The 15,604-nt window shown below is 40.2% G+C and carries 15 protein-coding genes; all 15 read right to left on the bottom strand.

Features of this window, described 5'->3' with window-relative positions; genetic code table 11:
• Positions 1-19: 19 nt before the first annotated feature.
• The 15 genes from TICRE_RS12070 to TICRE_RS11995 all read right to left on the bottom strand — a co-directional run bounded on the left by TICRE_RS12070 (position 20) and on the right by TICRE_RS11995 (position 15,469).
• Positions 20-1,861, bottom strand: coding sequence for a heavy metal translocating P-type ATPase (locus TICRE_RS12070; RefSeq protein WP_047389426.1), 1,842 nt, complete (start codon positions 1,859-1,861; stop codon positions 20-22).
• Between the two features lie 15 nt (positions 1,862-1,876).
• Entirely contained in the window at positions 1,877-2,098 is a 222-nt protein-coding gene (locus tag TICRE_RS12065) for a cation transporter (protein ID WP_003762648.1), read from the bottom strand.
• Between the two features lie 127 nt (positions 2,099-2,225).
• On the bottom strand, positions 2,226-2,594 hold the full coding sequence (locus TICRE_RS12060; RefSeq protein ID WP_003762650.1) for an ArsR/SmtB family transcription factor: 369 nt from the start codon (positions 2,592-2,594) through the stop codon (positions 2,226-2,228).
• Positions 2,595-2,781: 187 nt separating this feature from the next.
• Entirely contained in the window at positions 2,782-4,344 is a 1,563-nt protein-coding gene (locus TICRE_RS12055; protein WP_075728431.1) for a recombinase family protein, read from the bottom strand.
• Position 4,345: 1 nt separating this feature from the next.
• Entirely contained in the window at positions 4,346-4,762 is a 417-nt protein-coding gene (locus TICRE_RS12050; RefSeq protein WP_075728429.1) for a recombinase, read from the bottom strand.
• On the bottom strand, positions 4,763-6,322 hold the full coding sequence (locus TICRE_RS12045; protein WP_075728427.1) for a recombinase family protein: 1,560 nt from the start codon (positions 6,320-6,322) through the stop codon (positions 4,763-4,765). It abuts the gene before it with no gap.
• 61 nt (positions 6,323-6,383) lie between these two features.
• Positions 6,384-6,599 carry an SHOCT domain-containing protein gene (locus TICRE_RS12040; RefSeq protein WP_075728425.1) on the bottom strand — a complete coding sequence of 72 codons (216 nt, stop codon included), beginning with the start codon at positions 6,597-6,599 and terminating at the stop codon, positions 6,384-6,386.
• Positions 6,600-6,654: 55 nt separating this feature from the next.
• Positions 6,655-8,595 (bottom strand): DNA polymerase, encoded by a 1,941-nt coding sequence (locus tag TICRE_RS12035; RefSeq protein WP_075728548.1) that lies wholly within the window; start codon positions 8,593-8,595, stop codon positions 6,655-6,657.
• A 73-nt stretch (positions 8,596-8,668) separates the two neighbouring features.
• Complete coding sequence (locus tag TICRE_RS12030; RefSeq protein WP_075728423.1) at positions 8,669-9,220, bottom strand: DUF2815 family protein; 552 nt, start codon at positions 9,218-9,220, stop codon at positions 8,669-8,671.
• Between the two features lie 5 nt (positions 9,221-9,225).
• Positions 9,226-10,362: a DUF2800 domain-containing protein gene (locus TICRE_RS12025; RefSeq protein WP_075728421.1), complete on the bottom strand. Its 1,137-nt coding sequence runs from the start codon at positions 10,360-10,362 to the stop codon at positions 9,226-9,228.
• Positions 10,355-10,672, bottom strand: coding sequence for an rRNA biogenesis protein rrp5 (locus TICRE_RS12020; protein WP_075728419.1), 318 nt, complete (start codon positions 10,670-10,672; stop codon positions 10,355-10,357). The genes TICRE_RS12025 and TICRE_RS12020 overlap by 8 nt, the downstream gene beginning before the upstream one ends.
• A gap of 332 nt (positions 10,673-11,004) precedes the next feature.
• The gene (locus TICRE_RS12010; protein ID WP_075728415.1) at positions 11,005-11,943 is read right to left on the bottom strand and encodes a GH25 family lysozyme; all 939 of its coding nucleotides are present in this window, start codon (positions 11,941-11,943) and stop codon (positions 11,005-11,007) included.
• A gap of 2 nt (positions 11,944-11,945) precedes the next feature.
• The gene (locus tag TICRE_RS12005) at positions 11,946-12,356 is read right to left on the bottom strand and encodes a phage holin family protein (RefSeq protein WP_075728413.1); all 411 of its coding nucleotides are present in this window, start codon (positions 12,354-12,356) and stop codon (positions 11,946-11,948) included.
• Positions 12,357-12,416: 60 nt separating this feature from the next.
• Positions 12,417-14,885: a glycosyl hydrolase family 18 protein gene (locus TICRE_RS12000; protein ID WP_075728411.1), complete on the bottom strand. Its 2,469-nt coding sequence runs from the start codon at positions 14,883-14,885 to the stop codon at positions 12,417-12,419.
• The gene (locus tag TICRE_RS11995) at positions 14,885-15,469 is read right to left on the bottom strand and encodes a hypothetical protein (protein WP_075728409.1); all 585 of its coding nucleotides are present in this window, start codon (positions 15,467-15,469) and stop codon (positions 14,885-14,887) included. The genes TICRE_RS12000 and TICRE_RS11995 overlap by 1 nt, the downstream gene beginning before the upstream one ends.
• Positions 15,470-15,604: the final 135 nt, after the last annotated feature.

The raw sequence follows: 15,604 nt of genomic DNA, 5'->3' as shown, positions 1-15,604 counted from the left end.
AAACTATATTTTCGTAATACTACAGATTTTTAACATTCAAGGCTCTAAAAGCATTTAATACTGCAATGATAGTTACACCTACATCTGCAAATATAGCTGCCCACATAGTAGTTATTCCAAAAGCACTTAAAATAAGAACAATTATTTTTATTCCAATAGCAAATACTGTGTTTTGAGATGCAATTTTTAGTGTTTTTTTAGAAATTTTAATTGCGGTAGCTATTTTTGATGGTTCATCGGTCATAATTACAATATCAGCAGCTTCAATGGCAGCGTCAGAACCTAAACCACCCATTGCTATTCCGATATCTGCACGGGCTAATACAGGTGCATCATTGATTCCGTCACCAACGAAAGCAAGTTTACCCTTTTTAGATTTTTGCAAAAATAATTCTTCTAGTTTCTCAACTTTGTCTGCTGGCAATAGTTCTGCGTAAACTTTATCAAGACCAAGTTCTTTTGCAACTTTTGAACCAACATTTTTATTATCACCTGTCAACATAACAGTTTGTTTAATATTTGCTGCCTTAAGTTCCATTATTGCCTGTGCTGAATCTGGCTTTACTTCATCAGCAATAACAATGTAACCAGCATATTGGTTATCAACTGCAACATGTACGACAGTTCCAATCAACTCTCCATCGAAGTATGCAATGTTCTTCTTTTTCATGAGTTTAATATTGCCTGCCATAACCTTTTTTCCATCCACTGTTGCAATAACTCCATGCCCTGATATCTCTTCTACATCTGAAATACGTCCATTGTCAATTTCCTTACCATAGGCTTGTTTTAAAGAACTGGAAATTGGATGGTTTGAGTAACTTTCTGCGTATGCAGTTAACTCTAATAACTCTTCTCTAGAAACTCCTTTTGGATGAACCTCCTGTACATTAAATACACCTTTCGTTAATGTTCCAGTTTTATCAAAAACAATAATTTCAGTTTCTGCTAATGCCTCTAAATAATTACTACCTTTGACTAAAATACCCTTTCTAGATGCTCCACCTATTCCACCGAAGAAACTTAAAGGAATAGAGACTACAAGAGCGCATGGGCAAGAAACTACTAAGAATGCTAATGCTCTATATATCCAGTCGCTAAAGGTTGCTCCCTCTATAACAAGAGGTGGAATAATAGCAATGAAAACTGCAAGAATTACAACAATTGGAGTATAGTATCTTGCAAATTTCGTAATGAATTGTTCTGATTGGGACTTTTTACTACTTGCATTTTCAACTAAATCAAGAATCTTACTTACAGTAGATTCTCCATATTCTTTAGTAACTTCTGCAGTAATAACTCCATTAATATTAATGCATCCACTTAAAATTTCATGTCCCACTTCTACCTCACGTGGAACAGACTCACCTGTAAGTGCTGATGTATCAACCATTGAATTTCCCTCAATTACCTTACCATCAAGCGGAACTCTCTCCCCTGGTTTAATTACAATAATATCACCAATTTGTACTTCATCAGGGTCAATTTTTATAACTTCATCGCCCCTTTTAACATTTGCATAATCTGGTCGTATGTCCATAGCATCTGCGATTGACCTTCTTGACTTATCAACTGCGTAACTTTGGAATAGCTCTCCAACTTGATAAAATAGCATAACTGCAATACCTTCTGGATACTCACCGATTAAAAATGCTCCAATTGTGGCGACGCTCATTAAAAAATTCTCATCAAAAACTTTACCTCTAAGAATATTTGTAACAGCTCTTTTTACAATATCTCCACCTGCAATAATATAACTGATTACAAACATAGCAATCTGCAACCATTCAATATTATTAATTAGCAGTGCTACAATAAATACTAATGCAGCAATAATTATTCTCCATAAACGTTTTTTCATGCTACCTCAACTCCTTTAAGCCTTTTTCATGATAACATGTGACTCAATATCTTTAACGACTTTTTCTGCTTCTTCTATAATTGTAGGCATTTTTTCATCTTCACCTTCAATAACAAGTTTTTGTGTCATAAAGTTTACAGTGGCTTCCTTCACACCATCAAGCTCATTAATAGCCCTCTCCATTTTTGCTGCACAATTTGCACACTCTAAACCTTCAAGTTTAAATCTCTTTTTCATTTTAATTCCTCCTAAATATTATTTATAATTTTGTTTTGCATACTACAAGTCTTTTTAAATTTACTTGAAGAATTGCCCATCTAATATGAATACTAATTTTCAAAAAACATTCTATTCTACCGTATTTCTACTTTTCGTTGATATGAATTAGACCTTGATCAAATATTTCTCTTACATGATCATCAACTAAGGAATAATATACTACTTTGCCTTCTTTTCTGTTTTTCACTAAATTAGCTTGCTTTAAAACTCTCAGCTGATGGGAAATTGCTGATTGTGTCATGTTAAGTAATACAGCGATATCACAAACACACATTTCAGCTTCATGTAAAGCCCATAATATCCTGATTCGTGTTGAATCTCCAAATACTTTAAATAATTCTGCTAGATCATAAAGGATTTCTTCTTGAGGCATTTTATCTCTAACTTGATTTACAATATCCTCATGAATTACATTGCAGTCACATCTTTCAATTGAATTAAATTTTTCAGTCATATTATCACCTCTTTTTAAACTATTTCATCTGAAAACTTGAACAGGTATTCATACGTTATGTATTTATTATATGATCTTTTTTCTCATGTGTCAATAGTTATATGAGCATTTATTCAAGTGTTTTTTATAAACAAGAGAAAAGCCCACAACTCTACTCCTGAGTCATGGGCCATCTAAGTTCCTTTTTTCATACTTCAACTTCAATGCCAGATTTAAAGCATATTACAAAGTGGTCATCGTAAACAGTAACATTCTGTATTAACTTTCTTACAAGTGCACCATCATATCTTTGGGTACGGTATTTATTGTTGCGGATAAATTCTATCAGCTCGCCTATCCTCTCATTCTCTCCACTTAAGGATGCATCTTGCACAAGGAATCTCTGTCGCTCTTCACGGAGCTTATCAATCTCATCAGCTAAGAATTCGTAATCCTTTCCTTTGTTGGCGAGACTGATTACTTCTTTCTGCTTTTCCTCAAGTAGGTTGTTAATCTCTGAAATCTTATATTCTGTGGTATCACCAATTACTGCGTGGATGTTTTCTTCCAAGGTTCTTATCATGTTATCACCCCCGGCAAGAAGTCTATTAATGGCAGTCATAACCGCATCATATAAATCTCCTTCTTTTACCGTCCGGTTCTTACAGACTTTGGGTCCTTGATCGATTCTAGTGACGCACCGCCAAACAAACTCTTTCCTCCCGTGAATATTCCAATAAACCCGTCTGTAAATGTCTCCACATTGCCCGCAGAAGGTTATGGTACTTAAAGAATATTTACTACTATAGAGTCTTTTGCTTTTATCTGCCCCTGTATAAATATTATTCCGGCGATGAAGTTCTTCCTGAGCCTGAAGAAAGAGTTCCTTTGGTATGATCGCCTCATGGCTATTTTCAACATAATACTGTGGGACATGGCCTTCATTCTTGACCCTCTTTTTTGTAAGGAAATCCACCGTAAAGGTCTTCTGTAGAAGGGCATCCCCGATATATTTTTCATTCATCAGAATCTTTTTTATAGTTTCTGGTCGCCACTTTGGTTTTCCTGCAGCTGTTAAAATACCTTCCTTCTCAAGATCCCTCCCAATACCTGCTAAGCTTTTCCCCTCAAGGTATTCTCTGTAAATGCGTTTAATGATGTGTGCCTCTTCAGGAACTATGATTAGGTTGCCTTCTTCATCTTTCGTGTACCCCATAAAGCGATTATGGTTGACCTGTACTTTCCCTTGCTGATATCGGTATTGAAGTCCAAGCTTCACGTTTTGGCTAAGCGATTGGCTTTCTTGCTGTGCGAGGGATGCCATTATGGTCAGAAGAACCTCCCCCTTGGTATCCATTGTATTGATGTTCTCTTTCTCGAAAAATACTGAAATATTTTTGTCCTTGAGCTGCCTAATATACTTTAGGCAATCCAGAGTATTTCGAGCAAATCGACTGATTGACTTTGTAATCACCAGATCGATATTCCCCTCCATGCACTCGTCAATCATGCGATTGAACTCTTCTCGTTTTTTCGTGTTAGTGCCTGAAATACCGTCATCTGCAAATATGCCTGCGAACTCCCATTCAGCATTTTTCTTTATAAACTCGGTGTAATGAGCTACCTGCACCTCATAGCTTGAGTTCTGCTCTTCAGTTTCTGTAGAAACACGGCAATAAGCAGCAACACGCAGTTTCTTTACTTTTTCTTTTGCGGCTGTACTTCCGACCCTTTTTCGTGCTGGAATTACAGTTATGTTTTTCTCTGCCAATTTAAACCTCGCTTTCTATCAGACTATACAGGTACTCCGCTCGCGCTACTGGATCATCTGGAAGCTTACCTTCTGATTTTCTCATTTTAAATCTTTCTATAGGTGGGGGAGCACTGAAAGCTGCAAGCACTGCAATCCTCCCTAGATCCTTCGCACGTTTACTTCTAACTTCTTCAGCCTTATCAAACGTCTCTTTATCAATGATTGCGGGGTATACGTCATTTCCAAGATAGTTGACGTTTTTCAAAATAAGTCCCATGGATGAATGTGTCTTCTGAATACCAGCCTGCTCACCGGCCACAGCTAGAGAAAGTCCTGAAATGTACTTTTCAAAGAAATCCCTTACTTGATCCGCAGCCCTTTCATCAACGGTAACAACTCCGTCCGTAATTGTATATCCGTATGGTACATAGGCCATTTACCTCACCACCCTTTCTTTAAGGGAAAGTCCACATTTTAGTTCAAATATCAGTTCATCCCTTGAATTTACAATGATGTTTTCTACATACTTTTCAAATGCCTCGTCCGTATAATTGCCATCAAACTTATCTTTTGAAACATGCTCAAGAATCGCCTTTACCTCATCAGCCTGTGATGTTCCACTTGTAAATGACATGACCAGGTTCGTCTTCTCAGTGGTTAGATTTTTTATTTCGCTATCCAGAACATTTCGTTCCTTGCTAAAAAGTGCCGGTTCAAGAAACCCTTTTGTCATAAGGCCAATAAGGGTATTACGCTCTTCTGTTAGTTGTTCCATGCGCTTATCGATGGCGTCAATTCTTTCAAGATCGCACTCTTCTTGGGTTTTGCTTATGGAATCATAAAGTGGCCCCAGGATGACCTTTCTGCTGTAGGCAAGCTTATTCATCATGGTGGCAAAGGTTGCCTTTATCTCTCCATCCCGAATAAATAGCATGGAGCAGCTGTTTTTGTCTTCAATATGCCCTATGCAGCTCCAGGCGATATAACTTCTGCCAGCAGAGTAGTTTCTTTTTCTCCTAAACTTGGACCCACACTCTCCACAGATGATTTTGCCGCTTAATACATATCTATTCTGATAAGCCTTTTTGTTAACAGCCTTAATCTTTGCTCTTTGTGTTATCAGCTTTTGTGCCTTAGAAAACACTTCTTTGCTGACGATAGGCTCATGATGATTCTTGCAGTAAAATTGGTCTTTCTCACCTTTATTAGGTCGCCGATTGTAGTTGTTATCCGTGTAAGTCTTTTGGAAAAGCGCATCCCCTTTGTATTTTTCATTTCGGAGCATATCAATCACTGTTCCTGTGCTCCAATGATTACCTCTTCTTGCAGGAATCTTGTCCCTGTTAAGGCCCTTTGCGATCACACTTCCACCTTTACCAGAAAGGCACTCTGAAAAAATGCGCTTAACAACTTCTGCTTCTTCTGGAACGATGACCATCTCACCATTCACATTGGCATAACCATAAGGTGGACTGCCAATAATGAAACTGCCATTTTGAAATTTTTTACTGATTGACCATGTCATGTTCTGTGAAATGGATGCTGACTCTTCTGCCGCAAACCCAGATAAAATAGAAAGCATTAACTCACCTTCCATATCACCTGTGTTTAGATTTTCCTTTTCAAAACAAATGGTGACACCTATGTTTAAGAGCTGTCTTACCAGTTCTAAACAATCCATGGTATTACGCGCAAACCGGCTTATGGATTTGGTGATAATAAAATCAATCCTATTACTTTCACAATCACGAATCATCCGGAGAAGTTCAGGTCGTTTTTCCTTCTTGGTGCCTGATATGCCTTCGTCATAATAAAGCCCGGCAAATTCCCATTCTGGATTGGATTTAATATAGTTTTCATAGTGTACCCGCTGAGCTTTAAGGCTTACCAGCTGGTCATCACTATCCGTTGAAACCCTTGCATAAGCGGCAACTCGAAGTTTGCTTTTTGATGGCTGTGATTTGGGCAGTTCATCTATTTTCGTTATCTTTTTCATCATCTCACCTCCCTTTCTGCTATTACATATATCACTCTAAAAGCTATTAATAGCAAGCTTTTTAGGACATAATCTCGGCTAAACGAGGAGAGAATTTCTGCTTATTCAAGGCTGATATTTTGTGTAATTCATCCGCTGTGATTTTGCCTTCTTTATATAGGTTTGCGACAATGCTCTCCGCTATGTGAAAATCATATTCCTTTTGTAATTCTTCCTCTGTCATCTGCTCGGTCTTACCCTTTAACGGACAACCATCTTTTACTTCATAAATGTTCATAGAAAAACACCTCCTACCTAGTAGCCATGGCAGGAGGTGAAATCTGATGATTTCATTAATCTTTTTGATAAAATTCACATTCATAGCCATCAGCATCAAGGAGCAGCCCTTTTGCCCAAGGTGGCACTTGACTCATTTGTTTACATACTTCAGTAACAGATATTTGAGTATTGGCTTCAATAATGACTTCATCATGGACATGAGCCACAATACGATAAGTACTAAGCATCTTCATTGAATACATCAAAATATCACGGGATATAGCTTGAACAATATTCTCTACAAACTTAGGACCGTAACTTTCAAGACGCTCCCATTTCTTTGTTCCACCTACTCCTTCATAGGTAACAGACTCACCACCAAACTGATTCTCACCGATTCGAGGTTTTACATAGGCAAGCCGTCTACCTGAGGGAAGAATGATAAAAAGCATGCCACTAAGACAATGAAACTCGATGCCATGGGTTTCTTGTGATTTATTTTCCTTTACGCATTGTTTAGCCGCCCGATCTACATCCCACCAGAACTGTGTGATGTTGGGATTAGACATTCTCCAGGCATTCACAAGCGGTTTTAATTCTTCCTCTTCAAGCCCCATCTCTAATGCGCCCATGGCTTTTAATGCACCAACAGAACCACCATAGCCAAGTGCCAATTCAGCAATTTTACCCTTCTGTCTCAAGTGACCGTTCACACCATGCTTTTCAACGGAAACACCAAACATCTGTGAGGCAGATGCACAGTAGATATCACCACCACTAGCAAATACATCCGTTCGCCATGTCTCACCTGCAAGCCATGAAAGCACACGAGCCTCAATGGCTGAAAAGTCAGCCACAATAAACTTATGACCTTCTTTTGGTACAAAGGCTGTACGAATTAGTTGTGAGAGTGTATCGGGTATATCTTCATAGAGCAGTTCTAGTGTTTCAACATCACCATTTCTGACAATAGTTCGCGCCTCTTTTAAATCTGGCATATGGTTCTGAGGGAGATTTTGTAACTGCACAAGCCTTCCGGCAAAGCGTCCTGTTCTGTTAGCTCCATAAAACTGAAACATTCCTCTGGCGCGAGAATCACTACAAACCGCATTTTCCATTGCTGTATATTTCTTTACCGAGGATTTTGCCAGTTGCTGACGAAGTGAAAGAACTTCATTTAGTTCACCATCTGTTTCCTCAAGTTTCTCAGCGACAGCCTTTTTCCCGAGTGTCTCCATCTCTAGACCGTTATCTGAAAGCCAGCCTTTCATCTGTTGTACGGAGTTTGGGTTTTCGAGATGTGTTATCTGCTGCATGGCGGTTAGTAGTTTTTCATGAGAGATGTCATCCATAGCGATGGCCTGCTTAACAAAATCCATATCAACCTTTATGCCTCGATCGTTAATTTCTTGGTCGAGATGATGCTCATCCCAGATGTCCTCTGGCACTGGAAACTTGATCAATCTTTGTTGTATCTGGATTTCTGCCTCCACATCACGCTTGTTATATGCTTTGAACTTTTGCCACTTATCGATTTCATCAGTGGGTAGGTTACGGGTCCTACCACCATTTGTTTTAGTCGGAGTACATGGAACACAAAAGTATCGTATCAGGTCTTTACCCTCCGTCAGCTTTTGCTTCTCAAGTCCTAGCACTGCACCTACACCTTCTAAAGAAAGAGGAAGTCCCATATAGGCAGACCAAACCATGGAACATTTCCACGAGGAAGGATTTAGATAAGTCCCAGTGGGATAGCCCAAATAACGTGAAAGGCATACTCGCTCAAACTGAGCATTAAATGCCCACTTCGTAATGGTTTCATCGGTTAAGGCATCTAGGATTTCTTTTGGAATCTTTTCTCCATTCATCAAATCGATGACCTTAACTTCATCACCGTCAACCGCATAACCAAACAGCATCACCTCAAAATCATCTGCTTCTACGTAACGATAAACACCACTTTTTTGTAGATTGGTAGAAGAATAGGTTTCGATATCAATTTCTAAGTTCTTCATAGCTACCACCTTTCCTAAATGAAAAAAGGTGGCAGAGGTAAGACCTCCACCACCATCAAGTTTTCTATTCCTTTTAGGCAAGGAAGTCATCATCGACAAGAGTCGTAAAATCATCTACTGCAGAAGTCTTACCGCCTAGAGGTTCTCCGTCTCTAATTTTTTGAATGTTACCAAGACCACAAGCTACACCTTTATTACCATTTGAGTTGAAAGCATAGAAGTTAAGAGAAACCCTACCATAACAACCGCTGTATACCTCGCTACGATCCAGTATCGGCTTAACACTTTTGTCTACAATCTGTGGCGCTGTCTTGCTATTCGCATTGATGAAGTAATGGCCTTTATAAGCCTCATCATCACGCTCTACATCACCATCACGCAGCGGTAGTTTAATGGCTGCTTTATTTGGTTTCTTACCACCAAACATTGCGATACCTTCCTCAATGGCAGCATCAACTGCTGCATGGATAGCATTAATGGTTTCCTTGTCATCCTTTGGAATAAGGACGGATACGCTGTACTTTTCTGCACCACCATTAATAGATACAGGCTCCCATCCGTGGAAGTAAGAAAATCTTGAGTTTACACCTGTGATAACTTTTGTTTTGTTTTGCATATTTGCCATAATATTTAATCCTCCATAATTTCGTTAAATTCGTTTTTAGCATTTACTACGTTCATAGCCGGTCTTTTATCTGAGTTTGGAACAAGAGTCGGCTTGCCCGGTGGTTTGAAAATGAGATCACCAAGGAGTTCCTCAAACTTGGCTTTACCCATCAGTTTTTGCATCTCTGTCAGCGGAATAAGGCTCTTTCTGTAAATGTCCTTATATCCACCTGCCACGGCTTTTTCTGCAATGGCTCCTTCATCTTTGTACTTGCGAACCGAGCGACCTTCCACAACTTTAAAACCATTCCACTCTTTACCGTGATTGACTGCTGCATCAGTGGCATAGGCAGTTATTTCATTTGCCCATTTGGTAAGGTCGGGAAGAACAAGTAAGATTTCTTCTATTTCAGCATCCGTCAGAAGAGGTGGTATCTTGAATTCTTTCTCAGCAAGTTTTAGTTTTTCTTCGGCTCTAGCCCTACATTTGTTTGCCGCTTTACAGAAGGTACACCATGGACCGGGGATGTATTCACCCTCACCGTTGAAGGCTTTGTCAGCTCTGGGCTTTAGTTCCTCTTCAGCCCAGTCTTTTAGTTCTTCCACCGGTATTGTCCAGGTGCTGACATTCTCTCTTCTAGGCTGAAAGATCGTCATGGACACTTTTTTAATGTCGTACAGGTGATCATAGATTCCAAGTGCTCCTAGGGCATACAGTTTCATCTGTGGATTGTCCACTGCATCAACTAGCACACCCTGTCCATATTTAAAGTCTACGATGTGAAGTCTGTCATCTGAAATGATTACACAGTCTCCTGTCCCAAAACCATCTGGAACATAACAAGAGAAGTCAAGACGTTGTTCAATAAGAACGATAGGATCTGTGCAAGACTTTCTTGCAAGTTCCACCTGCTCCATAACAAAGTCCACGTAAGCATCTGTACATTCCTCCATCTCATCAGAGCTATACTCAGAGATAGGTCGCTGACTTCTCATATGAAGTGCCTTTTTTAGTTTGTGTTCACACAGGTCATGAGCCGCTGTGCCTTCTTTTGCTGCCTCACCACTTTGGTCTTCAAACTCCAGTTCAAGTCTTGCAGAGGGTAGGCAGTTAAGCCACCTGTGGGATGAGGATGCAGATAATATTGCATGATTACCCATTTCCAAGCTCCTCCGCATCTTTCAAAATGTCAGCGTAATAAGACTTATCAACAGCACTTAACTTGTCTGCACCATACTTCTGAATGAGTTCCCGCACTTCGGCAGTAAACCCAATCTGGCTCTTTTCAGCAAGTACCATACGCACTTTTTCCAGTGGGATATCCGGCTCTTTTACTGGTTCTTGTTCAGTGGCAGCTTTTGCACTTGGAGCAGGATCTCCTTCTGTCATCGCATCGCAAACTGCCTGTATGCTGTCAGCAAGACTTCGCATATCATTGACCACTTCAAGCAGTAATTTTATTTTGCTCAAGGTCAGTTCCTCCTTTCGTCATTTCACAGATAGAGAGTTCCTCGATGCTATCTCCAGGGATCACAATCGTTACACGCTGGTTGCTCCCTAAAAGAAAGCGAAGAATTCGTTCCCTTACGGACACATTACGGTAGGTAACAAGTCCGCCTGTCTGTGGTTTCTTAGAAACACTAATTTTTAGATTATGTTTCATATCCATCACCTCTTTCCAAAGGGCGATTTATTTGTTGCCCTCTACCTAGTAGCCACGGGAGATGATAGAATCTGACGGTTTAGAAAAAAAGAATGCCTACCAAAGAGAAATACTCCTTGATAGGCAATCTTATTAGGTCTTATTTCAAGAGTTCATTGACCCTTTTTTGTACCGAAATATAGTCATAACCGGCATTTGTAAGTTTGTTTTTTCGATCTTGTCCGTTACCCCAATCGCCACGAATGACTTCCTTTGCGATGGCATCAATAGACTTTTTACTAGATAGCATTTCATTGACCTTTGATTGCACTGCCACATAATCATAGCCTGCATCCGTTAAACGTTTCTTTCGTTCTTCGCCATTACCCCACAACCCTTGAATGACTTCCTTGGCCAGCGTCTCAACCGATTTCTTTTCTGTAGGAGCAGATGTGCTTTCTTCTTTGGCAAGATGATTTAGCCCTGCACTTTGGATAATCGTTTTGTAATCCTTATAGGCATAGTTCATATCCAAGTTGCCTGAGTAACCACTTAGTTTACCTTTGCTTGAGTACTGCCAGATACCATGACGAAGTGTCGGTTCTTTATTAGACCACTGAGCGACCCAGAAATCATAAGGTGCTAGACGATCCAGTTCTGTTAAATCTTGAAACCAAGAACTAGACGCATAGATACCGGCATAATAGCCAGCATTTTCTATGGTTTCACAAAAGCCTACTAAAGCATCGGTAATGGCTTTCTTACCACTTGGTCGCTGGTGATAATTATCCTCTGTATCAATAAAAACGGGATAAGAGATGGTCTTGCCTTTGATAATTTCAAGGCATTTCTTCGCTTCTGCTACGCCTTTGGCATTAGTATTCGCACAGCTGTACCAGTAAACACCGATAGGAATACCTCTCTCGTGAAAGGCTTTGTAGTGTTTTTCAAAGGCATCATCTTTGTGTAAACTCACTCCTGTACCGTGACCGGTGTATCCTGCACGTAGAATGACAAAATCAACCTCTTTTGCAAGTTGGTCATAGTTTATCTGACTTGGTTTTTGCCACGTGCTGATATCGATTCCTTTAGTTTTCATGATTATTCCTCCTCGTCGCTCTTGTTATGAAGCTGTTTTAATACATCTTTTAGTTTTTCTGGGATAGGTAGTCCAAGATGAGCTGAGTTTTCTAACAGTGAGATCCCCTCATTCGATAAGTAGAAGAAAACAATCGCTGTTCTTAGTACGCTCCCATCACCAATCACATAGACATCTAAAATATTAGCCACACCCACTAAAACAAAAATCAGCACTTTACGGCTGATTCCGATAAATCCCACTTCGCTTGATAAAGACCTATCAGCGATTGCACATAAGACACCTGTTAGATAGTCGATGACTACAAAAACCAGTAGCACATATAAAAATCCGTCTGCTCCTCCTAAAAACCATCCGAAGAATCCACCGATTGCTGTTATCACAACTTGAATCCAGTTCCATATTTCTTTCATTTAAAAATCCTCCTTTTGATGAAATAAAAAGAACACCTACTTTTGCAGATGTTCCTTTGATTACTCTATTTGCTTTGGTAGCCACTCCCAGAGCCTTAAATCCTCCTGCCCTAGTGACCACATACACATGCCTCGAAGTTTCCACCGATAAGCTGCTTCATTTGCCCAGTACACAAGACTATCTACATCTTGATAATAAAGAATGGAAAATCCGTCACCATCACCTAAGAAAAGACGAGATATCCAGATGTTGATATCCCTTGGAATGATGGTGACACTGTAGTCCTTTCCGCACTGAATGGACGGCATCATATCTGAATGAAAAAAATCATAATCTAGGGAGATGCTTTCACTTCTTGTGGCTGATTCCTCAAGGTCTGCTGTTAAAGTAAACACTTGAAACTCATCATCCCAAGAACAGTTACTTCTTGATAGCCGACCATAAGTTTTAAATGTTCCATCGGGCATAAGCACGTCAAAGCGTTCATAAGGCTCATAGGTCCAAGCATCGCCTAAGCGAAGCAACTGGCAATGGACTTTATTATCCGAACGAATACCTGCATACCCTGTCACATCCGAGCAAGTGGCTGTAAAGCGCAGTGTATTAGATGCAGAGGAATAGACCCGCACTTGATTGCCACGCTTTCGAATTTCTAGAGTGTAAAAGCTTGGATTCGATCGAATGTTTGCGGCCGATGTTTTTGAAAAGCTGGTGGCATAACTACCTTTTAAAGTAGAACCTTCATACAGTTCAATACGCTGGTTATCATAATTAAAGCAACAATAAATCGTTCCAATAAAAACACCTGCCTTGCCACTAAAGGTCTCAGGAAAAATAATCTGCGCCCTTAAATGGATATCTGAAAAATTGTTGTAGTTCCATGCTAACTGCCCCTTACCCTCCAGTTGGGAATAGGGTCTATTCATCGAACTGCTTGTATCTTGCCAAACACTCCATTCGCCTGATAATGTTGTCCAGTAGCTTTGGGGGAGAGGGTTATCATCTCTAAAATCCTCATACCACACAAGGGCAGAATCTGCTTTTCTTCTAAGCATTTCAAGCGTCAACTTAAAACCAGTTGCAGGTCCTACCATATCACCATTTACATCCTTGAAATGTCTAGGAGCTAGGGTATATTCTGCTTCACCAACTGTTGGCTCCTCAGAAAATGAAGAACAGACTCTAAATCCATAAAACTGTACACCCTTTGCCCCAAGCGAAATGGTGATGGTGTGTGTTCCTGCAGAAAGGCTCACTCCTTTTTTCAGCACCGCCCAGAAAGTCGTTCTCCAATAAGGCCACCACAGTCTGTTTTCAGAAAAATCTACTTCATTTCCATCAAGGGAGATATGAATATTATTCTTATCCCAAAATGGAAAGCCTAGCTTTACTGCTACATCATAAGTACCTGCCTGAGCAAGCGTAAAATGATAGGTTGCCGCACCTTCATCCCCCAGTGTTGTGACGCTATTAGAAACAGAAACAACACCAGAATAACTATCCGGCATGGCATCATGATCTACATAAACAGTTCCAAAGGCTAACTTTTGTTGTTTGCCATAGGCTGTGAGATATTGTCTGCCATTGTAGCTTGCAGATAAGAGTGGATAGCTATAGCGAGTGGCATCTCTTCCTTCCATATAATCGTAGACATGCGGCAATGCCCAGGGCACTTTATTATCATCATCCCAATAAGCCACGACGGGAATAAACGGTTGAGGAGGCGCATCGTCTGTGAAATTATATACTCCTGTCATCCAGTATTTTGCCGCATAGTAGGTATGAGACGTTCCCCTATAGGCTTTACCTAGGTTTTCTGGTGTGTCATAGATTTGCCAATTCCAACCGTATGCAGGCATCCCAAAGAAAATCTTATCGGGATTCATTACTGTAACGGCATAATCATAAATCCCTTCAAGCCAGCTCCTTGGAGATACAGGTCCCGGTGCAGAACCTGACCAAGCCATACCATAACTCATAATTGATGCGGTATCGCAATAAGGGTCTAGGTCACCATAGACGCACCAGTTCTCACCACCTACAGAGCCATTGACACTGGTCATACCTGGAAGGCAAATGTTCATCAGTTTACTTGAATCATAGGCTTTGATGGTGTTGTAAATATTTTTAAACATGGTCGTTGACTCAGCATGAGTGGAATAGTCATCGCCTCTTTCTAGGTCAATATCAATACCATCGCACCAAGGATACTTTTTCATAATACGAATAAGCTCGGATAGAAACAGTTCCTGAGCGCCATTCGTGTTATCTCTCAATGCTCTGAAAATACTATTTGCTCCATCATTGGCAATGGTCAGTAACCATTTGATGTGACGATAACGGTTAATGTAGGGGAGCATACTACTGATGGTGACACCACTCTCAACAATTTCACCCGTAGCTCGTACCTTAAAAGAAAAAAGACCGATGGTATCAATCCGGTCTCCATATTTCTCTAAAGCTTCATACATCCGTGCATTTCCCATAAAAGTCCACACCATGATTTTCTTGCCTTTTAGTCGTTCCATTAGAATGGTTCACCTCCGTCTTGCATTTCCTGCATGGTAAACAGCACCCTTGCAGATTTCCCTTTTTCAAGGGTCACTTTGTGCTTTGAGTCCCAGGCAGCACTGTATTGATAGAACCCCTCTTTGGGTTCGCTTGCTCCGTTTTTGGTACATGCTCGTGTAGATGCTAGGAGCGCCAAATCAACATCTTTTCCAATGGTTCCAGGGAAGGAGACCTGTTGACCTCCTATACCTTGGCTTAGTTTCACTGTTCCAGCAGACATAGAAAGCTTTGGATAGATATGAATATCAAGTCCTGCAGAGGTTTCACCAACATTAAATAAAATAATGGTTTCCTCTGAACGGACCACACCGTTAAACCAAACAGGATTCTTGATACTGCCATCTACTTTTAGTTTTTCTAACCTACTTTCTGTATGAGGCGCATAACCATTTAGAACAGGTCCTTCTTGTAAATGGATGTCCGTAAACCAAATCATGCCAGTGCAATCATAGAGGGTAGGTTTTATGCTTACACTCATGACACGCTTATCTTGTTTTTTATTTATGACTTCTGCCAACCTTATAAATTTAACCTTAGCCATCTAACGTCCACCTTATTTCACAGGGATGACCTACCCATCCCGTGACCACTGACCCTGCTTGTAAAAAGAGATCCGTAATATAAAAAGTGCCTGTGCAATTTGTGACACAGACACGGATGGTAATGGATTTTACTT

It is taken from the genome of Tissierella creatinophila DSM 6911 (assembly GCF_001940565.1).
Taxonomy (GTDB): Bacteria; Bacillota; Clostridia; order Tissierellales; family Tissierellaceae; genus Tissierella_A; species Tissierella_A creatinophila.
The sequence above is the reverse complement of the archived record's forward strand: the minus strand, read 5'-3'. Positions and strand labels throughout refer to the sequence as shown.